We start from the raw sequence: 20,307 nt of genomic DNA, 5'->3' as shown, positions 1-20,307 counted from the left end.
TACCCCCTTATCTTCCCTTGAATTCCGGCTTCCGCTTTTCCTTGAAAGCCTTCATGCCTTCCTTCTGGTCTTCAGTGGCAAAAAGCATATAGAAATTCTTGCGCTCATATTGCATGCCTTCGTACAGAGAATAGTCCACTGCCTTCAGTACTGATTCCTTGATCAGCCTGACGGCGATTGGTGCCTGATTTGCGATTGTATCCGCAAATTTCAGCGTTTCCTCCATCAATACTTCCTCTGCAAAGGTCGAATTGATGATTCCGAAATGAAGAGCTTCTTTTGCAGTTATCCGCTTGCCGCTGAGAATCCATTCCATTGCTTTCGTTTTGCCGACTAGCTTGGTCAGGCGCTGTGTTCCCCCGGCACCAGGCATGACACCCAGGTTGACTTCAGGGAATCCGAACTCTGCATTCTCAGCAGCAAACAGCATATCGCAGCAGAGTGCCAGTTCAAACGCACCGCCAAGCGCGAATCCGTGGACAGCACCGATGACCGGCTTCTTAATCCAGGCTAATCGATCCCAGTCGGTGAACTGGTTTAATGTTTCCATGCTGATGGCATCGGCATCCACCATTTCTTCGATATCCGCACCAGCTGCAAACGCCCTTCCTTTTCCTGCGAGGACGATGACTTTAACTTTTGGTTCATTATCGTAATCTTCCATCGCGGACAGAACCTCTGAAACCATTTGCCTGTTCAGGGCATTGAGAACTTTTGGGCGGTTAAGCTCAATCAGGCCAACTTCCCCTTTGACAGATGTTTCAATCAGCTCATAGTTTTTATTCATTCACTTCTTCACCGATCATCATCGTGACCAGATCACCTGCAAAGCTCATGACATCCTTTCCGGACGCCTTTCCTTCTGCTGATTTCATTCCAGCCTTCAGCGCTTCATGATCGTCATAGTACATTTCGCACATTAAATAATATTTGCCTTCCCCACCCATTGGGCTGCCGACGATACGGGTAACATCCATTTTGCGAAGTCCCGGAATTTTAGCTGTCAGCGGAGCATGTGTTTCAAAATAATGCTTATCAAATGCCTCTTTGTCCTGTGGATGCTTATAAATCGCGATTAGTTTTACCATTGATTATCTCTCCCTTTTTGAAAAAAAATAGTTTTTACACCAAAGTGAATATATGCGCAGATTCTTGGAGCTATTAATCAATTGATCTGACATTTTAGGTCACATCAATGTTGATACCGGTTTCATTGCTTCGAATGGATTTTTGCAAGACTTGCAGTAGAGTATACTGCGGCATGCTGTCGGACCAAAGAGATTTTCCATTGTTGTATATGTCGAGCCGCAATATGGGCAATCTGCCTGCCACTCGCCTGTTTCCGCCAAATGCCTCGGCGGCGGGGCGATGCCGAATTCCTTGAGCTTTTCCCTGCCAATTTCGCTGACGCGATCAGAGGTCCATGGCGGATGGAAAATGAATTCCACCTTTACCTTTTCGACTCCGTCGATCGCCGAAACGGCATTGACAACATTGTTTTTGATGATATCAAGCGCCGGGCATCCCATGAATGTCGGCAGAAGCTTGATCTGGACTGTCTCCGGCAGGACATTGAGTTCTTCCACCATGCCAAGCTCGATAATCGAAACACTATCGATTTCAGGATCCTTAACAGTTTGCAGTGCCTCATAAACCTTATCCCTCAGCATCCATCATCACCAGCTTGCTGCCGGATCAAAGTTATAAACCTCACCCAATGTATCAAGAGCTGTCTGCAAATCTGCTGTATGTTCGCCATTTCGCCCATTTCCGCCCTTCATCCCGAAACTCTTCGGCATCTTCAGGTCAAGCGACTCAAACAATGGCGACATCAGTTGTACCCATCTGGCCTTCAGTGCTGCCTCAGAATCTATCAAGCTATGTTTCGCAAACCCTTCACCTTTTGCCCCTAAGGAAAACAGGCCATCAAGTTCTTCAAACACTGCTTCCATGGCAGCTTCCATCCTTGACCTCGCTTCTCCTCCAGCACTGACAAGCTGTGAAAACCAGGTCTTCCAGTGCAATAAATGGTAGTATAGCTCCATATTGATCTTGACAGCGGCCTCGCCAAGCGGCTGGTACGAAGAGTTCTTCAATGATTCGATTTTCACTTTCTTGGCCTGGGCGTAAAAAAAGTTCCTGACGACCGCGAATGCCCAGTCATAGTGTGGCTCTGTCAAATAGGTTCCAGGACCATTCACCTTTTCCAGCAGGACCGCATTCTTTCGTTCAGCTGACGGTCTCGCATGGGCAAGTCTGTCAGGATCACCCGCTCCAAGATCACTCAGAAGCTGGTAGAAAATCGCTGCGTGTCCCATAGTATCCTGGCTGATGGATGAAAATGCGACATCTTCCTCAATGTGTGGGGCAAGGCCAAGCCACTCCGAGCCACGATAGGCAATGATGAAATCGTCATCGGCCAGCTGGAACAGGAGTTTATGAACAGCATCGCAGTAAGCTTTATTTTTCAGTGCATCTTCAAGTGCATATTTCATGTCCCCTGTTTCCCTCCCCACGACAGAATTTCTTTTTCATCAAGCATCTCCTGCTCATAATGGCGCCATTTCTTTTTCAAATAGCCATAACCTTTCGTATTGCGGTAGTCCTTATTATCAAGCCTTTGCAATGTTTGCCGTTCTTCGAGCGACATCTTCCTTACATCATCCCGTTTAACCACCCAAATATCGGCAACTGGTTCGCGGCGCATAAAGTTTTCCTGTGCCATCACGAGCGCCAGCTCATGGTTCGGAGCGAGCAATGAGAATTGATATTGCATCGGCGATGTATCCGTCCGCTTGCTGAATACCTCAAACTCCTGGTAAAATCCTTTCCCAGACATGAATTCATCCCCTTTCCCTTGAAGTCAGAGGGCAGTTGGATCTGCCCCATCTGTTTTATGCTTGAGCGCTTAACGCATCGATTACCCATTTATTGTTGCTGTAGGAAATCTCCCTTAATCTAAGACGCTCCTTAGATTTTGGCCCATTGTTCTTGATGATTTGCTTGAACTTGCTCCAATCCGGCTGCTTGTATTGCCACATGCCCGACTCCTGGTCAAAATGCATGGTTTCATCTGGAAGCTTCAGGCCAAGCGAAAGGACCCTCGGGATATACTTTGTGAAAAAATCCTGGCGCAGGTCTTCATTTGTTTTGGTTCTGATCCTGTATTTAATCGTCGTATCCTGTTTTGAAGCTCCTGTTGTCGATGCATCCCCGGGTCCAAAGAACATTAACAGCGCTTCCCACCATCGGTCAATCGAATCCTGGATCATCGCTTTTTGCTCATCTGTTCCTTCAGCGAGCGCCATGATGATCGCCTCTCCATGCTGGGCGTGGAAAACTTCCTCTGCACATATGCGTTTCAATGCTCTTGCATATGGACCATAAGAAGCATCAAGCATATTCGTCTGGGTGATGATTGCCGCTCCGTCCACAAGCCATCCGATCAATCCGGCGTCCCCCCAGGTCTTCGCTTCCATATGAAACACGTTGTGAAACTTGAGGTCACCGGACAGCAAATCTTCGATGATGTTTTCCCTTGATTTTCCTAGAGGCTTCATCAAATCCTCTGCCACTCTTAATAGCAGCTGCCCGTGGCCCATTTCATCCTGGACCTTTGCCATGATTCCAAGCTTTCTTTTTAATGAAGGAGCTTTAGGTACCCATTCCTTTTCAGGAAGTGCCCCCATAATTTCACTGATGCCATGCATTGAAATCAGCTTAATCAGCGTCATCCGGTAGTCTTCCGGCATCCAGTCATCCGCCTCGATTTTTTCTCCAGCTTCGATCCGCTTCATAAAATGCTGATATTTTTCCTCATCCGTCAACTGGTCGAAGGAAATTGTATTTTCCATGCTGTTTTGCCTCCTTATGATTCCGTTCCAATTGCTTCTTTTGTTTTATCGATGATCCGTACTGCTTTCCCTTCAGAACGAGGGATAGTTTTTGGACGGTGGACACGCACCTCCATCGAAATCAGGCACTGGCTTTTAAGCAGCGATTGAATCCTTTGCTCGAGCTGATAAACCATATCGGAAATCGGATCCTCACCAATCAGGGTAAAGTATTCCTCATTCATCTCAACATGCAGTTCCAGAACCTTTAATGTCCGCTTCTGTAAAATTTGAATCTGGTAATGAGGAGCCAGTTCCGGGACTGTCAACATGCAATGTTCGATTTGTGAAGGGAAGACATTGACACCATTGATGATCAGCATGTCGTCGATCCTGCCCTTTACTCGCGACATTCTCACCGTTGTCCTGCCACAGCTGCATTTCTCCCTCGTCAGCGACGCGATATCTCCTGTCCGGTAACGGATCACCGGAAATGCTTCCTTCGTCAGGCTTGTGAAGACCAGTTCTCCTTCTTCCCCATCAGGTACTGGTTTTAATGTTTGGGGGTCGATGACTTCTACGTAAAAATGATCTTCTGCGACATGGAGCCCTGCCTGTGCTTCATGACACTCATTCGCGACACCAGGCCCAATCACTTCACTAAGCCCGTAAATATCACATGCTTTGATTCCCAGCTTTTCTTCTAGCGTTTTTCTCATTTCTTCTGACCAGGGTTCCGCACCGAATATTCCATATTTCAGTGATGTGTTACGAGGGTCCTTGCCCATTTCCTCCATCGTCTCAGCGATGTTCAGAATGTATGAAGGAGTTCCGCATATGACTTCCGGTTTAAAGTCTTCAATCAGCATGATTTGTCTCTGGGTATTCCCACCAGATACCGGAACTGTCACCATTCCCAGCTTTTCACTTCCGTAATGAAGCCCGAGCCCGCCGGTAAATAGGCCGTATCCATAGGCATTATGGAGGAACTTCCCTGGTTCACCGCCAGCCAGAGCGATTGCCCTCGCGACAATTTCTCCCCACATATCAAGATCATTCTGGGTATAGCCTACAACTGTCGGCTTTCCGCTTGTACCAGATGAAGCATGCACCCTCACAAGTTCACTCTGGGAAACAGCAAACAATCCAAATGGATAGTGGTCACGCAAATCCTGTTTCTCGGTAAAAGGAAGCGCTTCCAAATCTTTCAGACTGTTCAGCATTTCAGGAGAAAAATTAGCTTTTTCGAATTTCCTCTGGTAGAACGGTACTCTCTGAGCTACTTTTTCCACTACTGACTTAAGCCTTTGCAACTGAATTTCCTCAATAAACTCTCGGCTCTTCGTTTCGATTTCATGTAAAATCAAGATTCCGCCCCCTGCATTACATAAAATTTTATTTATATAACGTTATATTACCGTAACACAATAAATGTGTTATATATTTTAAAACAAAGATAACGTGTAAATAGGAAAAAGTCAATTATTTTTCTGAAAATTTTAATTTTTGATTGTGAGTTTTATCCAACCGATGGAAAAAGTAGTGATTTGCGGGGATTTCGTTGTGATTAAAGAGCTTTTCGTAGTGATTGAGCGGAAAAACGTAGTGTTTATAGATAAAAAAATTAATGTTCGTCGATAAAAACACAGTATTCATTGATACCAACGTAATGTTCATGGATAAAAACTTAGTATTTTTTGATAACAACGTAGTGTTCAATAATTAAATGACTAGAATTCACAGATCAAAGGGGAGTGTTTACAAAATAACTTAGGAGATGCCACATTATTTTGTTACCTTACACTTTTAAATGAATCTGATTTCCGCTTTTCAAACAACCATAAAATAAAAAAGGTCTCTTGATATCAATATCAAGAGACCATATAGATCCTATTAATACATGCTCATATACTGTTCGCGTTCCCAAGGGTGAACCTGTGTGCGGAACATATCCCATTCAATCTCTTTTGCTTCAATGAAGTGTTCAAGGATATGGTCGCCCAGTGCTGCGCTGATTACTTCATCTTTCTTCAGCTGGTCAAGGGCAGCTGCAAGTGTTGCCGGCAGATCGTCGATTCCTTCTTCTACACGCTCTTCTTTGTTCATCACGTAGATGTTGCGGTCGACTGATGCTGGAGGAGCCATCTTCTTCTTGATGCCGTCAAGTCCTGCAGCCAGCAATACTGCCATAGCAAGGTATGGGTTAGCAGCCGGGTCAACACTGCGAACCTCGACACGTGTGCTCAATCCGCGTGATGCAGGGATACGGATCAGTGGTGAGCGGTTCTTTGCGGACCATGCTACATAGCAAGGTGCTTCATAGCCAGGAACCAGGCGCTTATATGAGTTGACTGTCGGGTTTGTTACGGCTGTAAAACCAGCAGCGTGCTTCAATGTACCTGCGATGAACTGGTAAGCTGTTTCACTTAGTTCAAGTCTTTCATCGGATGGATCATAGAATGAATTTTCGCCGTTGCTGAACAATGACATATTGCAGTGCATTCCTGATCCGTTCACACCGAACAATGGTTTTGGCATGAATGTCGCATGCAATCCATGTTTACGTGCGATTGTTTTTACAACAAGCTTGAATGTTTGGATCTGGTCACAAGCAGTTAGTGCATCTGCATATTTGAAGTCGATTTCATGCTGTCCAGGAGCTACCTCATGGTGTGATGCTTCGATTTCAAAGCCCATTTCCTCTAGCTCTAGCACGATATCACGGCGGCAGTTTTCACCAAGGTCAGTCGGTGCCAGGTCAAAGTATCCTCCATTATCGTTCAATTCAAGTGTTGGCTCGCCATTTGCATCAAGCTTGAACAGGAAGAATTCCGGTTCTGGTCCAAGGTTGAAGTTCGTGAAGCCAAGCTCTTCCATTTCCTTCAGGATACGCTTCAGGTTTCCGCGAGGGTCGCCAGCGAATGGTGTGCCATCAGCATTTTTGATATCACAGATCAAACGGGCAACTTTCCCCTTTTCTGCTGTCCAAGGGAAAATAACCCATGTGTCCAGATCAGGGATCAGGTACATATCAGACTCTTCGATTCGAACGAAGCCTTCAATTGAAGATCCGTCGAACATCATTTTATTATCAAGTGCTTTTTCAAGCTGGCTGATCGGAATTTCAACGTTCTTGATTGTTCCCAAAATGTCAGTGAACTGCAAACGAATGAATTTTACATTTTCTTCTTTTGATAAACGAATAATATCTTCTCTCGTATACTTCTTAGCCATCCTAAATTTCCTCCTAAAATTTAAACTTTATCAATAGTACATTAGTGAAAGAATCTCGACATGTCGCCTCGATCTGTTGATCGGTTGAAGCGGCCTGCCTGGAGCAGTTCTTTGCGAAGCAATTTTCTTAAGTCTGCATCGGAAAGATCCCGTCTCGTTTTTTCGGCTTGTTTCTTCTCAGCAGCACTCAAGTGCGCTTCTTGTTTTACATTAAATATTTTCTTGATGCCTGCCATGTTGACACCCTGGTCAATCAAATCTTTGATTTCTAAGAGTTTGTCTATATCATTCAAGGAAAAGAGGCGTTTGTTTCCTTCGGTTCTAGCCGGAGAAATCAATTCATGCTCTTCATAGTAACGGATTTGCCTGGCAGTCAAATCTGTCAGCTGCATGACAATCCCGATGCTGAAAAGCGGCATATTCCGGCGAATTTCACTTCCGCCCATTATGATTTCTCCTCCTTCCTCTTAAGATAATCTCATTATATTCAATGTAAGGTATCTTGTCAAACATATGTTAGATTATCTAACATGAAAAATCATAAAAAAACAACAGGACCAATTTAGCAAGCGCCCTGTTGTATATTTACCTATTTTAATAAGATTAAACCTTTTTCAATCAAAGAATCAATCGCGATCAGAACTGCCATCTTCACATGTGAATAGGTCAATCCCCCCTGTACATATGCTACATATGGCGGCCTGATTGGTCCATCCGCAGTCAATTCAATGCTTGCACCCTGGATGAATGTACCAGCAGCCATGATGACATCGTCTTCATAACCCGGCATGTAGGCTGGATGTGCAGTTACATGAGAATTGATTGGGGATGCATACTGAATGGCCTGGCAAAAGGCAACCATTTTGTCTCGGTCATCAAATTGGACAGCTTGAATTAAATCAGTACGCTCCGCATCCCATTTGGGAGATGAATTCATTCCTAAGCGATCAAGCATCGCAGCCGTGAAAACAGCTCCCTTCAATGCCTGGGCGACAATATGCGGTGCCATGAAAAAGCCCTGGTACATTTCCTGTAAAGAATACAGGGAAGCCCCCGCTTCAGCACCAATTCCTGGGGAAGTCATCCGGTAGGAACAGGACTCTACATATTGTGTTTTGCCCACAATGTAACCGCCAGTCTTTGCAATTCCACCACCAGGATTCTTGATCAACGAACCTGCCATCAAATCAGCACCGACATGGCATGGCTCCAGTTCTTCCACAAACTCACCATAACAATTGTCAACAAATACGATGACGTCTGATTTTATTTCTTTCACAAACCTGATCATTTCGCCGATTTGTTCAACTGTGAACGATGGACGAGTCGCATAGCCTTTCGAGCGCTGGATACCAATCATTTTCGTTTCGGGCTTGATTGCTTTTTTTACCGCGTTCCAATCGATCTCGCCTTTTTCTGTAAGGTTGACAGTATTATAGGAGATGCCGAATTCTTTCAAGGAACCATTTCCTGTTCCACGAATGCCGACAATTTCTTCAAGTGTGTCATAAGGCTTTCCAGTGATGTATAAAAGCTCGTCTCCAGGACGAAGGATCCCAAACAGCGCAATTGAGATCGCGTGTGTTCCTGAAATGATTTGGGGGCGAACAAGTCCCGCTTCAGCACCGAACACCTCTGCATAAATCTTTTCGAGTGTTTCTCGTCCAGCATCGTCATAGCCGTATCCAGTTGTCGGAATAAAATGCGAATCACTTACACGATGTTTCTGGAAGCTTTGCAGCACCCTGAATTGATTGGTGTCGATTCGTTCTTCAATTCCCTTGTGCACTCCGGCAATTTGCTGTTCCACTTCACTGATTAGCGGCTGCAGCATATGCCCGTTCTTCAATTGTGTATACATGTTGCTCTCCTATCTAATAACTCATTTTAAATTGTATATCGCTTTAGCTGACCGGTTATTTGATGATCAGTTAAAGAGAACCCTCTGCATACATAGCCTTGTTTTTCTTCGTCAAAGGCGAGTTCACGGAGAATGGTCTCATTTTTCAGCTGAGCCAGCAGTTTCCCCTCATCAGATGGCACCAGGACATGGAATGGCTCCATCATGCTTATGATCGTCTGTTCAATCTTCAGGAGCAGGTTCCTCCGGTCTTCCTCACTGAACGCACTTATGAATGCCGTCTCGTTCTTGGCGTTTGGCACGAAATCCTGATGGGCGATATCCCGTTTATTGTACACGGTAATCTGGGGTATCTGATGGACTTCGAGATCCTCCAACAGTTTATTGACTGTCTGCTCATGGGAAAAATAATCCTCATTTGACATGTCAACAACATGAAGGAGTAAATCCGCTTCACGGACCTCTTCCAGAGTGGAACGAAATGCGGCTATCAGAGTTGTAGGCAGGTCCTGGATGAATCCAACAGTGTCCGTCAGCAGCGCTGTAAAGCCACTTGGCAAAATTGCTTTCCTTGTCATCGGATCCAAAGTTGCGAACAACTGGTTTTCCTCGAATGAGTCTGCTTCAGTCAATCGATTGAACAATGTAGATTTTCCTGCATTTGTGTAGCCGACAAGTGCAATCTGGAAGGCCTTGTTCTTTTTCCTTCTTTCCCTGTAACGATCCCGATGCTGGACGATGACTGACAGCTGATTTTTGATGTCATCAATCCGTCTGCGGATATGGCGGCGGTCAGATTCCAGTTTTGTTTCCCCGGGTCCTCTGGTACCGATACCTGCACCGAGCCGTGACATTTCAGTCCCCTGTCCGCCAAGCCGCGGGAGCAAGTATTGGAGCTGGGCGAGCTCAACCTGGAGCTTCCCTTCCTTCGATCTCGCCCTTTGCGCAAATATATCTAGAATCAGCTGTGTCCGGTCAATGATCCTGGCCTTCAAGCCAGCTGACAGATTCCGATTCTGGCTGGGCGAAAGCTCATCATTGAATATGATCAGGTCCGGCTCGAGTTCGTCAACGAGCGCCTGCAGTTCTTCTACCTTGCCTTTCCCTATGTATGTAGCAGGATGGATTTTGGGCCGCTTTTGAATAACCTGCATCAGGACATTTCCCTTCGCGGTTTCCGTTAGCGATTCAAGCTCCTCCATGGAATACTGAAAACGAAGATCATCTTCCTCCGTCGTCTGGCAGCCTACAAGAATGACTTTTTCGAATACATTATCCTGTTCCACGCAGCACCCTTCTCTCCTTATATAGCTAAAGACATCATACCAAAATACATCGTCAAATAAAAATTTTGAAAACAGCGGAGAAATACGTTGTAAATTGGAACAGACATGATAAAATCAATATGTTTGCATTTTCATATTTTAGTATTATGACACCATTTGAACAAGAGGAGAAATAAGGATGACATGGGAAGTTCTCAGCATGATCGGAACAATAGCATTCGCAATCAGCGGAGCGATCATTGCGATGGAAGAGGAATACGACATCTTCGGAGTTTATATATTAGGGATCGTGACAGCATTTGGAGGCGGGGCAATACGAAACCTCCTCATCGGGGTTCCGGTTTCGGCGTTATGGGATCAGGGAATATTCTTTAATTTGGCGTTGCTTTCAATCACCATAGTCTTTCTGTTTCCCCGCAATCTTTTAAAACACTGGCAGCGATGGGGCAATTTCTTCGATGCGATTGGACTTGCAGCCTTCGCGATCCAGGGAGCGATTTATGCTTCCAATATGGGACACCCATTAAGTGCAGTTATTGTAGCAGCTGTTTTGACCGGAAGCGGCGGTGGAATGATCCGCGATCTCCTGGCAGGCAGAAAACCACTGGTGCTGAAAGCTGAAATTTATGCAGTATGGGCAGTGCTTGCCGGCCTGGTCATTGGACTGGGAATGGCAGATAAAGCAGTCGAACTTTATGGACTATTTATTGTCATCACTGCCCTTCGTGTCCTTTCCTACACATATAAGTGGCATTTGCCCGTACGGAAATTGGGAGTTAACTAAAGACGAACCAAAAGAAGCAGAGCCGAAAAAATGGCTCTGCTTTTTGATTTGCTGTTCAAAGATCTATATGATTTTCCGCCCCATCTGGCCAATTGCATAATGAATACCATGCTGCAGGGTCTGGAAGCAATCGAATTTCGCGAGGTTGATGTTGGACTGTGTAATTTCAATTCCCAGCGTGGATGAAATGCCTACGAGAATTGTCTTCGTACCGATGAGCCGTGCAGCTGATCCGATTTTCTCGATTAGACTTACGGCATGTGGTCCGATTTCCTGGTCCAATCCTGTTAAATCCAGGACAAGATAACTTGCTTTATAGGATGGAAGTCGATTCAGTGTCTTGACAATCAGCTGGTCTGCCCTTTCTTCATCATATTTTCCAATAAGCGGGACAACCACGATTCCTTCGAGGACAGGGATGATTGGAGAAGAAAGCTGATGGACCAACTCTTTTAATTCAGCTGTAGTTTCCTCGACCAGGGATTCCAGCTTCTTGATTTGTTCAGACTCTTTCTTGCGGGCCAGCTGATGGATATTATCAGCAATGGTCACGCTGGACGGAAAATACTCAATTACGCTGTATTCATGTCCTTCAAGTTGATGCTGCTTGATTTCATACCAGATATTCGTTCCAAATAAGCCGGAAAACACACCTGCATAATGTGCAGGCAGGAAGCTGCCTCCCTTTTCCTTTCCCTGGGCGACATTCACTTTATGCTCCCAGCTGTCCTTCATAATAGCGGTAAATGTTTTTGTCTCAAAATCCAGGTCCTTGATGATTGTCAGGCCCCATCCTGCTGAAGCATATGTATTGGTAATCATCTCAGCTGCTTCTGCGACACTGACTTCTTTCATCTTTTCAAAATATTGTCCAACTACAAGACCCTGGCGGAATCCTGTGGATTCAAACACAAGATTGGAAGCTTCTTCACCTGATATTTCTTCAATTGTATCGAAAAAGGTTTTCATCGCGGAAGAGATCCAGAAAAGAACGGCATCATCACCTTCAAAAATGAATCTTCCCGATTTTATATCCCATCCAAAATCAATACCTTTGATATCATAATGATACTCATACCCCATCATTCATTAACTCCTTTATCTCTGTCTAATTGGTTTTGCCAATTTTGTTATTCCCTCAAAGAAACACCATACTATTTACCCAGTTAAGCGTTTTTTAAACATACCGATTAATAGTTTGTCCAATTCTTCTGTAAATCGTTCAGGATATTTGAAGCACTAAAAAAAGGGATTCCAGTTCCCCGGAATCCCTTTCGTTATTTTTATTTTGGCTCTGTTTACCACGGCTGTTGATTTTCGTTCCAGGCGCTTCGCTTTCCGCGGGGCTGGCGCTGAGCCTCCTCGTCGCTTTGCTCCTGCGGGGTCTCACCTGACCAGCTGAGCCCACAGGAGTCTTCGCGCCTTCCACTACAATCAACAGAGTTTAAAAATCAACATTCAGCTTTAACAGAGCCTTTATTTTAGAAATGACATGACTGAATTTGGATCAAACCCCAGTACCCAGTTTCCATTGACATTGGATTGTGGCACACCCATTTGCCCTGTTGCATTTACCAATCTTTGTGCTGCAATCGGGTCTTGCTGGACATTCACTTCTTTGTAGGAAATCCCTTTATCATCCAGGAAATTCTTCAGCATTGTGCAATAAGGACATGTATTCGTTGTGTATACGGTAATTTCGTTCATTTCTAAATACCCCCGTTAAAATTTTAATATACCCATATGGGTATATTAACAAGAATGAAAAATAATGTCAACAGGATTGCTGACATTATTTCCCCTTTTGATCATCCGAAAAAACGAGATCATTGCTCCTCAGCGTCATCAGTTCATGGCGGTCATATTGATTCTGCATAAGCAAGCGCATGGCCTGTGCCCTGATCGATTTTTCAATGACGTTCCTGACATATCGTCCATTCGAGAAAGCTGCAGCACCAAGGGTAGATTTCACTGTTACTAGATGTTCCCTTAGTTTCCGTTCGGCCTCATGGCTCAAGCTATATTCTCTTTCCTTCAGCATCCGCTGGCCGATTTCCATGAGCTGGTCGATGGAGTAGTCGGGGAAGTCTATGACCAGCGGAAATCTTGAATGAAGGCCGGGATTCAGGGTCAGGAAAAAATCCATTTCCCGCGAATAACCCGCCAGAATTAAGATGAATTCGTGCTGCTTATCCTCCATATGCTTTACCAATGTATCGATTGCTTCCTTGCCGAAGTCTTTCTCTCCCCCACGGCCCAGTGAATATGCCTCATCTATGAACAGAATTCCCCCCATCGCCTTCTTTATCAAATCCCTCGTTTTTTGTGCTGTGTGTCCAATGTATTCCCCAACAAGGTCCGCTCTCTCTGCCTCGATCAAATGTCCTTTTGACAGGACATTCATCTTGAGGAAAAGCTTCCCGATAATCCTCGCCACCGTAGTTTTACCGGTTCCCGGATTTCCTTTGAACATCATATGGAGAGCCTGTTTTCCGGCTTTTAATCCCATCTCTTCCCGCTTTTTATTCACATAGATCCAGGCATAGATTTCTTTGATCATCCTTTTCATTTCTTCCATGCCAACCAGGGCGCCGAGCTCTTCCTCTATTTCCTTCAAAGCTGTATGCTCCTGCGGGATGGACTTTGGAACCAGCTGCGGCTCAGGCAATTCCTTCGTCAACGCCTTTCTTTTCTGGGCGTTCAATACAATGCTGATTTGACCGTTGTTTTTCTTGCGTAGCGGTTGGTCCAAAGATATCACCTCTCATTCTGAAAACAATATACGCATTATCGCTGTATATGTGATATTCACCTATGAATCATGAAGGTCATTTTTGATTATTTTTTCATAGATTTTTTGGGATGGTATCTCGACAAAATTCCAGCAGGACTTTTATTTTTTGTCATATTATGCGGTTTCCCAAGAAATAAAACTTCTATATTTATATGTATTCAAGGACGATGGAATTCATTTTTAAAATAAACATTTAATCTTTACCTCTTACTTTTATGCATCTTGCCAAATAAAAAAACCCGCAGTCAGCGGGTTTCCTTCATGAGTTATTAATTAAGCCTGTCCCTCGAAATCGATCTGGACATTTTTTTGCGGCGCAAAGGTTGAAATGGCATGCTTATACACAAGCTGCTGTTTTCCTTCTGATTCGAAAAGGACGGTAAAGTTATCAAATCCTTTGATTTGTCCTCTCAGCTGAAATCCGTTCAATAAAAATACGGTCACATTGATGTTGTCCTTGCGTAACTGGTTTAAATACTGGTCCTGAATGTTCACTTGTTTCATGGGCGGGATCCTCCTCTTTTATCTCTATTATTATGTATTCGCTTTTATCTTGAGCTTTCCTTCAATGAACTGGGAAATTTCAGCGAATTTTTTTTCAGCGCCATTAGACTCTGACATATCAAACCATTCCACATTCATCTTGTTTCGAAACCAAGTTAGCTGCCTTTTTGCATAGCGGCGGGAATTTTGTTTTAAATTTTCAATAGCTTCCTCCAGGCTAACCTTCCCATCAAAGTATTCGTAAAGCTCTTTATAGCCAATTGCCTGGATCGATTGACAATCCTTCAATCCATTATCATAAAAATACTTTACCTCATCGAGAAGCCCTTGCTCCATCATAAGGTCGACACGGAGGTTAATCCGGCTGTAAAGCAATTCCCTTTCCATTGTCAGCCCAATGATCGCAGTATTATACATCAACTCTGGTGACTGGTTTGCCTGCAATTCGCCCGCAGTTTTTCCAGTACAGTGGTTGATTTCGAGCGCCCTGATGACCCGGCGGATATTATTGGGATGAATTCTGGATGCACTTTCCGGATCCACAATTTCCAGCTTCCCATGTAGAGATTCCGGGCCTTTTTCTTTCGCTTCATTCTCTAAGCGGCGGCGAAAATCCGGGTCGGAAGGCGCCTCGGTGAAATGATAATCATAAATAGCGGACTGAATATATAATCCGGTACCGCCAACAATCATCGGTATCTTCCCGCGTCCGCTGATCTCATGTATTTTCTCGCGGACGATTTCCTGGAACTCCGCAGTTGAAAAACCTTCATCCGGGTCTTTCACGTCAATTAAATGATGGCGGATTCCTTCCATCTCTTCCCGGCTGATCTTAGCCGTTCCGATATCCATTCCTTTATAAATCTGCATGGAATCCCCGCTAATGATTTCACCATTGTACTTTTTAGCTAGTTCGATACTTAACTTTGTTTTGCCAACAGCAGTCGGCCCAATTAATACAATCAGATTCTGTTTCTCTTCCAAAAAATTTCACACTGCCTTTTCATTGAGGGTGTCAGATCGTTAAATCTGACATCTTACATTTATTTTACCATTAAGTAGAAAGCAGTTGAACATCTATGCATTATACCCCTTTTTTACAAGTATTATTCTCATATATCATTTCTTGATAAAATTTTCCTAAACCTTTACAGTTACATAACGATTCGGTAACAAAAGCCCTTTCACCCCCAGAATCATGGTAGTTTAATAGAAGTCTATGATGGTTTTATAATTTATAGGGAACTGGGTGAACACAATGTTATCTACTACAGAAATCGGAATTGATTTAGGTACTGCAAATACTCTTGTATATAGTAAAAATAAAGGAGTCGCCCTTAACGAGCCTTCAGTTGTGGCGATTGATACTGAAACCAAAAATGTTCTTGCTGTCGGCAAGGAAGCGAAGGAAATGATCGGAAAGACACCTGGCAAAATCGTTGCCATCCGCCCTTTGAAAGATGGAGTGATCGCGGATTTTGATGTGACGACCGAAATGCTGAAACAAATTATGAAGAAAGCCTCCAAAAAAGGCGGTTTTTCACTTCGTAAGCCAGATGTAGTCGTCTGCACACCATCTGGTTCGACAAGCGTTGAGCGCCGTGCAATTCAGGATGCTGTCAGAAATGCCGGCGCCAAAAAGGTCCATCTGATTGAGGAGCCGGTAGCTGCGGCGATTGGGGCTGGCCTTCCTGTTGATGAACCAGTGGCAAACGTTGTTGTTGATATTGGCGGAGGTACGACTGAAGTAGCGATTATCTCTTACGGAGGCGTCGTAGCCTGCCACTCGATCCGAATCGCCGGAGACAGACTTGACGAGGATATCATTCAATATGTACGCAAGGAATACAATGTACTGATCGGGGAAAGAACCGCTGAGAGAATCAAGATGGAAATTGGTTACGCGCTTGTAGACCATGAGAAATTGGAAATGGACATTCGCGGCCGTGACCTCGTAACAGGACTTCCAAAGACTGTTACTCTTAATTCATATGAAATCAGGGATGCCATCAAGGAATCTCTTCTTCATATCATGGAAGCGATCCGCGCGACTTTGGAAGATTGCCCCGCTGAATTGAGCGGAGATATTGTTGACCGCGGCGTAATCCTTTCTGGAGGCGGCGCCCTGCTGAACGGTATGCAGGATTGGCTCGGAAGCGAAATGGTTGTACCTGTCCATATCGCTCCAAACCCGCTGGAATCTGTAGCAATCGGCACAGGGAAAGCACTGCAGTATATCCATAAACTTCAGCCAGCTGTAAGATAAATATCAGATTCTAAAAAAAGATCGCTATTTAGTTAGCGATCTTTTTCTATTCATTCTGTTAAAACACAACTATTTTCAACTAGATCCTCATCTTACCAGATACCTTTTATGTCACATAGTGTATATGAATATTTGTAAATCCTGCTCATATCTTTGTAACACTTGCAATCTATTTGATTCCATAGCATCTATCTAAAACTGTGTTGATTTAATCTTTCAAATACTTTTCCTGAATGATTTTTATATGATGAAGTTCATGTCCTGCAATCATATAAGCGATCGTTTCCACTGTTACTTCAAATCCATTGGCATTGCCCTTGTTCTGTAAAGATTTTTGTGGCAGGCCTTTCAACAAACTGATCGTTGCTCTTCTAACATTTTGATAGTCTTCCAGCAGATCAGCTATCGGTCGTTCATTAAAGGAAGCCTCTTGTACATATTCATTTTCGTCGAATCCCATCAAAGGACTCTTGTCCCCACGGGCAATACGGAGGATTCTATAGTTCATGATCCTTTCGGTATCAGTTAGATGTCCCAATACTTCAGATAAAGTCCATTTTCCTTCTGCATACCTGTATTCAGCCTGTTTTTCTGTGACCGCAGAAAATATTTCCTGCGTCGATGCCATTTGTCCGTTGAGGATTTGGATTATGTCGCCTTCTGGTATCAATTGAACATAACTCCTCATATATACTGGAAACTCTTCTAGATCTGGTCGTTTTAACATTTGATCGCCACCTTTCTTCGTTCGATTTCTAAATTCGTTATAATGTGGTTTATTCCTCTTAAAAAATAAAAAAAGGCACCAGATGCAGTGCCTTCAGGAAATTTAAATTCACTCTGATTGCTGCTTTCTTAGCCTGTTGAAATAAAGGAAAACCGGAAGCGGAATGACAATAAAGCCGAGACTCTTGATGATTTGGTTGATTGCCCTGTCCTTTTGCCGCTTTTCTTCCTCTTTAACATAGACCTCATAGTTACTCCGCAGTTCTTGTTCGCTCATTTCGGTTTTTGAACCTTCTATTTTACCAGCTATCGTCAATTGCTTATATTCTGTAAAACTTTGATAATAGCCTGACGGGCTTGCAAGATCAGCTGCCGCCATGAAAATTGACACCCCTCCGCCTATGACCATCATCAATGTTGCAAATAAAACTAGATAAGTGTATAAATGTCTAACCACTTTTTCTCCCCCCTGCTCCTTATTTTTAACTGCAAAAGCTACAATAAAAACGAGTACCACAATCGGCATGATTGTAAATAATAACGAAAAGGCAACCAATGAATCTCCCCCCTCCTTCTATCATATTAAAATCAGCTGGTATGGATGATGATTTGTAATTATTTTTCTATTAGTGTAATTTTACACCATTTTATACATAAATTAAAGCATTTTTATCCTATTGATGAAAATCTTTCATTATTAATAAAAAAAACAGTGTCTCCTTTTGGGAAACACTGCTTTCTAGCATTACATTACTCTTTTGAACATTTTCTCCATTTCATAGGTTGAATAATGGACGATTATGGGCCTGCCATGCGGGCAAGTGAAGGGATCAGACGAGCGGCGTAGTTCATCAAGCAAAGCCTGTATTTCATCCATACGCAAGTGATGATTCGCTTTAATGGATGCTTTGCAGCTCATCATGATCGCTGCTTCCTCCCTGAGCTTTTTAATATCCACCTTTTTCATCAGCAAAAGCTGTTCGATCATGTCTTCAATCAGCTCTTTTTCCTCGCCGCGGGGAAGCCACTGTGGGTGCGAGCGGACAATGAAACTGTTGTAGCCAAATGGCTCCAGGAATACACCGACCTTCTCAAGTTCGTGTTGATATTCACTGATTTTCATGCATTCATCGGCAGAATATTCAAGTGTAATCGGAACAAGCATTTCCTGAAGCTCTGTTGCCACCTGGCCGACCTTTTCCCTGAAATATTCATATTTGATCCGTTCCTGGGCAGCATGCTGGTCAATGATATATAAGCCACGGTCATTCTGGGCAAGTATATATGTTCCGTGCATTTGCCCGATTGGATATAAAGGAGGAACCCGGGAGGATGTCACCTCTGGCTGGTTTTCTGGAACGTCAATAAAAACCTCAGGTTCACTCGCGTTTTTGCCATCATCATCTTGTTCATCCCTTGCATCGAACTTCGTCTCCATTAAGGGCTCCTGGGCTACGAAGGCATTTTGCCAGTTTGGCATCTCTGTTTTTGGGAAATCCTGCTGTCCTGCTGCTTTGTAACGCCCGCTCAGTTCTTCTGCTTTTTCCTCAACGAAAGGTTTGCTGGCCATAGAGCTTTGCCCATTATCTTGCTGGTTAGCAGGATTCTCCATGTGGTCAAGTTCCATAAAAGTTTGTTCCGATTTGGGTTTTTCCTGTTTTTGTGCAACAAACCCTGCTGGGATCAGCTCTTTCGTTTTGAAAGCATCCTTAATCACGCTTGACACCAGATTATTAAGTTCCTGTTCCTTGCTTAATCGCACTTCCATTTTCGAAGGATGGACGTTCACATCAATGAGCAGCGGGTCCATTTCGATGTTAAGCAGGACAACCGGATACCGGCCAATCGGAAGCAGGGTATGATACCCTTCCTGGATTGCCTTCACCAGCGCATAGTTCTTGATAAAACGTCCATTGATCATCGTCGATATATAGTTTCTTGATGCCCTTGTAATCTCAGGCATTGAAATATAGCCGCTGATTTTATAATCCAATGACTCACCGGAAATGGGAATCATGGATTTGACCATATTGATGCCATATATAGCAGCGAGCACCTGGCGAACGTCTCCATTTCCGGTCGTCTTCAATAGCTGGCGTCCATTATGGACAAGCCTGAATGAAATAGTCGGATTCGCCAGTGCCAGACGATTCACGACATCGGTGATATTGCCGAGCTCTGTATGGATGGTCTTCATATATTTAAGTCGTGCCGGTGTGTTGAAAAACAGGTCAGAGATACTGATATCCGTTCCTTTTCGGCTGTCTGCCTTTTCTATCGATTCGACTTTGCCGCCTTCGATCAACACTTTATTGCCTTCCAATCCGGTAGATGTCTTCATTTCAAGTCTCGAAACAGAGGCGATACTTGGCAATGCCTCTCCCCTGAAGCCGAGTGTCCTGATCCGGAATAAGTCGTTTTCATTCTTGATTTTGCTGGTAGCATGCCTTTGGAAGGCGATAAGAACATCCTCTTCCTCGATGCCATCACCATTATCTGTTATCCGAATCCTTGCAAGCCCAGCTTCTTCCAAATCGATTTCAATTACAGTACTGTTGGCATCGATTGCGTTCTCAAGCAACTCCTTTACAACGGAAGCCGGCCGTTCAACTACCTCACCGGCTGCGATTTTATTCGATAGTGCATCATCGAGCTGCATGATCTTTCCCATTTCTTCACCTCCAGCAATCATGAATTTTTTATTTAAAGGCTCTGTTAAACCAGGCTGTTGATTTTCGTTCCAGGCGCTTCGCTTTCCGCTGGAAGAATAATGAAAACGCCCAACTGCCGGCTTTTTCAAAAGGCAATTCTTCCCGGCTGGCGCTGAGCCTCCTCGTCGATTTGCTCCTGCGGGGTGCAAATGATTCCTCACGTGAATCATTTCACCTAGGTCTCACCTGACCAGCTGCGCCCGCAGGACATTGTAAAGCTTCCCCGAATGGACCCACGCACGATGGAAATGCGTTAGCATTTTCGGAGGAGTCTACGCGCCTTCCACTACAATCAACAGGAATAAAAA

21 protein-coding genes are annotated in these 20,307 nt (G+C 44.1%); 2 read left to right on the top strand and 19 right to left on the bottom strand.

The genetic code is table 11. The features are described 5' to 3' along the window. Nucleotides 1–7: 7 nt before the first annotated feature. The 11 genes from M3593_RS09295 to hflX all read right to left on the bottom strand — a co-directional run bounded on the left by M3593_RS09295 (nucleotide 8) and on the right by hflX (nucleotide 10,214). Nucleotides 8–787: an enoyl-CoA hydratase-related protein gene (locus M3593_RS09295; RefSeq protein ID WP_251541869.1), complete on the bottom strand. Its 780-nt coding sequence runs from the start codon at nucleotides 785–787 to the stop codon at nucleotides 8–10. Next, nucleotides 780–1,088 carry an EthD family reductase gene (locus M3593_RS09290; RefSeq protein ID WP_214704267.1) on the bottom strand — a complete coding sequence of 103 codons (309 nt, stop codon included), beginning with the start codon at nucleotides 1,086–1,088 and terminating at the stop codon, nucleotides 780–782. Before M3593_RS09290 ends, M3593_RS09295 begins: the two co-directional genes overlap by 8 nt. Nucleotides 1,089–1,187: 99 nt before the next feature. Next, nucleotides 1,188–1,670 carry a 1,2-phenylacetyl-CoA epoxidase subunit PaaD gene (gene paaD / locus M3593_RS09285; RefSeq protein WP_251541875.1) on the bottom strand — a complete coding sequence of 161 codons (483 nt, stop codon included), beginning with the start codon at nucleotides 1,668–1,670 and terminating at the stop codon, nucleotides 1,188–1,190. 6 nt (nucleotides 1,671–1,676) lie between these two features. Next, complete coding sequence (gene paaC, locus M3593_RS09280; protein ID WP_251541884.1) at nucleotides 1,677–2,495, bottom strand: 1,2-phenylacetyl-CoA epoxidase subunit PaaC; 819 nt, start codon at nucleotides 2,493–2,495, stop codon at nucleotides 1,677–1,679. Beyond that, on the bottom strand, nucleotides 2,492–2,839 hold the full coding sequence (gene paaB / locus M3593_RS09275; protein ID WP_144476039.1) for a 1,2-phenylacetyl-CoA epoxidase subunit PaaB: 348 nt from the start codon (nucleotides 2,837–2,839) through the stop codon (nucleotides 2,492–2,494). Before paaB ends, paaC begins: the two co-directional genes overlap by 4 nt. A gap of 55 nt (nucleotides 2,840–2,894) precedes the next feature. Next, the gene (paaA, locus tag M3593_RS09270) at nucleotides 2,895–3,854 is read right to left on the bottom strand and encodes a 1,2-phenylacetyl-CoA epoxidase subunit PaaA (protein ID WP_144476040.1); all 960 of its coding nucleotides are present in this window, start codon (nucleotides 3,852–3,854) and stop codon (nucleotides 2,895–2,897) included. A gap of 14 nt (nucleotides 3,855–3,868) precedes the next feature. Then, nucleotides 3,869–5,200 carry a phenylacetate--CoA ligase family protein gene (locus M3593_RS09265; protein WP_251541886.1) on the bottom strand — a complete coding sequence of 444 codons (1,332 nt, stop codon included), beginning with the start codon at nucleotides 5,198–5,200 and terminating at the stop codon, nucleotides 3,869–3,871. Nucleotides 5,201–5,726: 526 nt separating this feature from the next. Then, on the bottom strand, nucleotides 5,727–7,067 hold the full coding sequence (gene glnA, locus M3593_RS09260) for a type I glutamate--ammonia ligase (protein WP_144476042.1): 1,341 nt from the start codon (nucleotides 7,065–7,067) through the stop codon (nucleotides 5,727–5,729). Nucleotides 7,068–7,108: 41 nt separating this feature from the next. Further along, entirely contained in the window at nucleotides 7,109–7,513 is a 405-nt protein-coding gene (locus M3593_RS09255; protein WP_144476043.1) for a MerR family transcriptional regulator, read from the bottom strand. Nucleotides 7,514–7,656: 143 nt separating this feature from the next. After that, nucleotides 7,657–8,928, bottom strand: coding sequence for a methionine gamma-lyase family protein (locus tag M3593_RS09250; RefSeq protein WP_144476044.1), 1,272 nt, complete (start codon nucleotides 8,926–8,928; stop codon nucleotides 7,657–7,659). A gap of 26 nt (nucleotides 8,929–8,954) precedes the next feature. Beyond that, the gene (gene hflX, locus M3593_RS09245) at nucleotides 8,955–10,214 is read right to left on the bottom strand and encodes a GTPase HflX (protein WP_144476045.1); all 1,260 of its coding nucleotides are present in this window, start codon (nucleotides 10,212–10,214) and stop codon (nucleotides 8,955–8,957) included. Nucleotides 10,215–10,392: 178 nt separating this feature from the next. On the opposite strand from hflX, the gene M3593_RS09240 reads away from it, so the two are divergent. Continuing rightward, nucleotides 10,393–10,998, top strand: coding sequence for a trimeric intracellular cation channel family protein (locus tag M3593_RS09240; protein WP_251541888.1), 606 nt, complete (start codon nucleotides 10,393–10,395; stop codon nucleotides 10,996–10,998). A 63-nt stretch (nucleotides 10,999–11,061) separates the two neighbouring features. Here the strand turns inward: M3593_RS09240 and M3593_RS09235 are convergent, their stop codons facing one another. From M3593_RS09235 to miaA, 5 genes are all read right to left on the bottom strand, one after another. Next, nucleotides 11,062–12,081: an STAS domain-containing protein gene (locus M3593_RS09235; protein WP_144476089.1), complete on the bottom strand. Its 1,020-nt coding sequence runs from the start codon at nucleotides 12,079–12,081 to the stop codon at nucleotides 11,062–11,064. A gap of 393 nt (nucleotides 12,082–12,474) precedes the next feature. Beyond that, complete coding sequence (locus M3593_RS09230; RefSeq protein ID WP_144476047.1) at nucleotides 12,475–12,705, bottom strand: glutaredoxin family protein; 231 nt, start codon at nucleotides 12,703–12,705, stop codon at nucleotides 12,475–12,477. An 85-nt stretch (nucleotides 12,706–12,790) separates the two neighbouring features. Next, nucleotides 12,791–13,750, bottom strand: a complete 960-nt coding sequence (gene spoVK / locus M3593_RS09225) for a stage V sporulation protein K (protein WP_251541890.1) — start codon at nucleotides 13,748–13,750, stop codon at nucleotides 12,791–12,793. 315 nt (nucleotides 13,751–14,065) lie between these two features. Continuing rightward, nucleotides 14,066–14,296 carry an RNA chaperone Hfq gene (gene hfq / locus M3593_RS09220; RefSeq protein ID WP_041966638.1) on the bottom strand — a complete coding sequence of 77 codons (231 nt, stop codon included), beginning with the start codon at nucleotides 14,294–14,296 and terminating at the stop codon, nucleotides 14,066–14,068. A gap of 30 nt (nucleotides 14,297–14,326) precedes the next feature. Beyond that, nucleotides 14,327–15,280, bottom strand: coding sequence for a tRNA (adenosine(37)-N6)-dimethylallyltransferase MiaA (gene miaA, locus M3593_RS09215; protein WP_144476049.1), 954 nt, complete (start codon nucleotides 15,278–15,280; stop codon nucleotides 14,327–14,329). 274 nt (nucleotides 15,281–15,554) lie between these two features. Here miaA and mreBH point away from each other — a divergent pair, with 274 nt between their 5' ends. Next, nucleotides 15,555–16,562, top strand: coding sequence for a rod-share determining protein MreBH (mreBH, locus tag M3593_RS09210; protein ID WP_144476050.1), 1,008 nt, complete (start codon nucleotides 15,555–15,557; stop codon nucleotides 16,560–16,562). A gap of 208 nt (nucleotides 16,563–16,770) precedes the next feature. Here mreBH and M3593_RS09205 read toward each other — a convergent pair whose 3' ends face one another. The 3 genes from M3593_RS09205 to mutL all read right to left on the bottom strand — a co-directional run bounded on the left by M3593_RS09205 (nucleotide 16,771) and on the right by mutL (nucleotide 19,959). Beyond that, the gene (locus tag M3593_RS09205; protein ID WP_144474962.1) at nucleotides 16,771–17,289 is read right to left on the bottom strand and encodes a DinB family protein; all 519 of its coding nucleotides are present in this window, start codon (nucleotides 17,287–17,289) and stop codon (nucleotides 16,771–16,773) included. 108 nt (nucleotides 17,290–17,397) lie between these two features. Continuing rightward, complete coding sequence (locus tag M3593_RS09200; protein ID WP_144474961.1) at nucleotides 17,398–17,844, bottom strand: hypothetical protein; 447 nt, start codon at nucleotides 17,842–17,844, stop codon at nucleotides 17,398–17,400. 189 nt (nucleotides 17,845–18,033) lie between these two features. Then, nucleotides 18,034–19,959, bottom strand: a complete 1,926-nt coding sequence (gene mutL / locus M3593_RS09195; RefSeq protein WP_251542340.1) for a DNA mismatch repair endonuclease MutL — start codon at nucleotides 19,957–19,959, stop codon at nucleotides 18,034–18,036. Nucleotides 19,960–20,307 lie beyond the last annotated feature (348 nt).

Origin of the sequence: Mesobacillus sp. MER 48, from assembly GCF_023714225.1 — a bacterium.
GTDB lineage: Bacteria > Bacillota > Bacilli > Bacillales > Cytobacillaceae > Mesobacillus > Mesobacillus oceanisediminis_A.
This window is presented reverse-complemented; position numbering and strand designations above follow the sequence as displayed.

Coding starts and splice junctions, on each gene's coding strand:
- M3593_RS09295 (WP_251541869.1), bottom strand. CDS start 787: ATGAATAAAAACTATGAGCTGATTGAAACATCTGTCAAAGGGGAAGTT.
- M3593_RS09290 (WP_214704267.1), bottom strand. CDS start 1,088: ATGGTAAAACTAATCGCGATTTATAAGCATCCACAGGACAAAGAGGCA.
- paaD (WP_251541875.1), bottom strand. CDS start 1,670: ATGCTGAGGGATAAGGTTTATGAGGCACTGCAAACTGTTAAGGATCCT.
- paaC (WP_251541884.1), bottom strand. CDS start 2,495: ATGAAATATGCACTTGAAGATGCACTGAAAAATAAAGCTTACTGCGAT.
- paaB (WP_144476039.1), bottom strand. CDS start 2,839: ATGTCTGGGAAAGGATTTTACCAGGAGTTTGAGGTATTCAGCAAGCGG.
- paaA (WP_144476040.1), bottom strand. CDS start 3,854: ATGGAAAATACAATTTCCTTCGACCAGTTGACGGATGAGGAAAAATAT.
- glnA (WP_144476042.1), bottom strand. CDS start 7,067: ATGGCTAAGAAGTATACGAGAGAAGATATTATTCGTTTATCAAAAGAA.
- M3593_RS09255 (WP_144476043.1), bottom strand. CDS start 7,513: ATGGGCGGAAGTGAAATTCGCCGGAATATGCCGCTTTTCAGCATCGGG.
- M3593_RS09250 (WP_144476044.1), bottom strand. CDS start 8,928: ATGTATACACAATTGAAGAACGGGCATATGCTGCAGCCGCTAATCAGT.
- M3593_RS09240 (WP_251541888.1), top strand. CDS start 10,393: ATGACATGGGAAGTTCTCAGCATGATCGGAACAATAGCATTCGCAATC.
- M3593_RS09235 (WP_144476089.1), bottom strand. CDS start 12,081: ATGGGGTATGAGTATCATTATGATATCAAAGGTATTGATTTTGGATGG.
- M3593_RS09230 (WP_144476047.1), bottom strand. CDS start 12,705: ATGAACGAAATTACCGTATACACAACGAATACATGTCCTTATTGCACA.
- hfq (WP_041966638.1), bottom strand. CDS start 14,296: ATGAAACAAGTGAACATTCAGGACCAGTATTTAAACCAGTTACGCAAG.
- mreBH (WP_144476050.1), top strand. CDS start 15,555: ATGTTATCTACTACAGAAATCGGAATTGATTTAGGTACTGCAAATACT.
- M3593_RS09205 (WP_144474962.1), bottom strand. CDS start 17,289: ATGTTAAAACGACCAGATCTAGAAGAGTTTCCAGTATATATGAGGAGT.
- mutL (WP_251542340.1), bottom strand. CDS start 19,959: ATGGGAAAGATCATGCAGCTCGATGATGCACTATCGAATAAAATCGCA.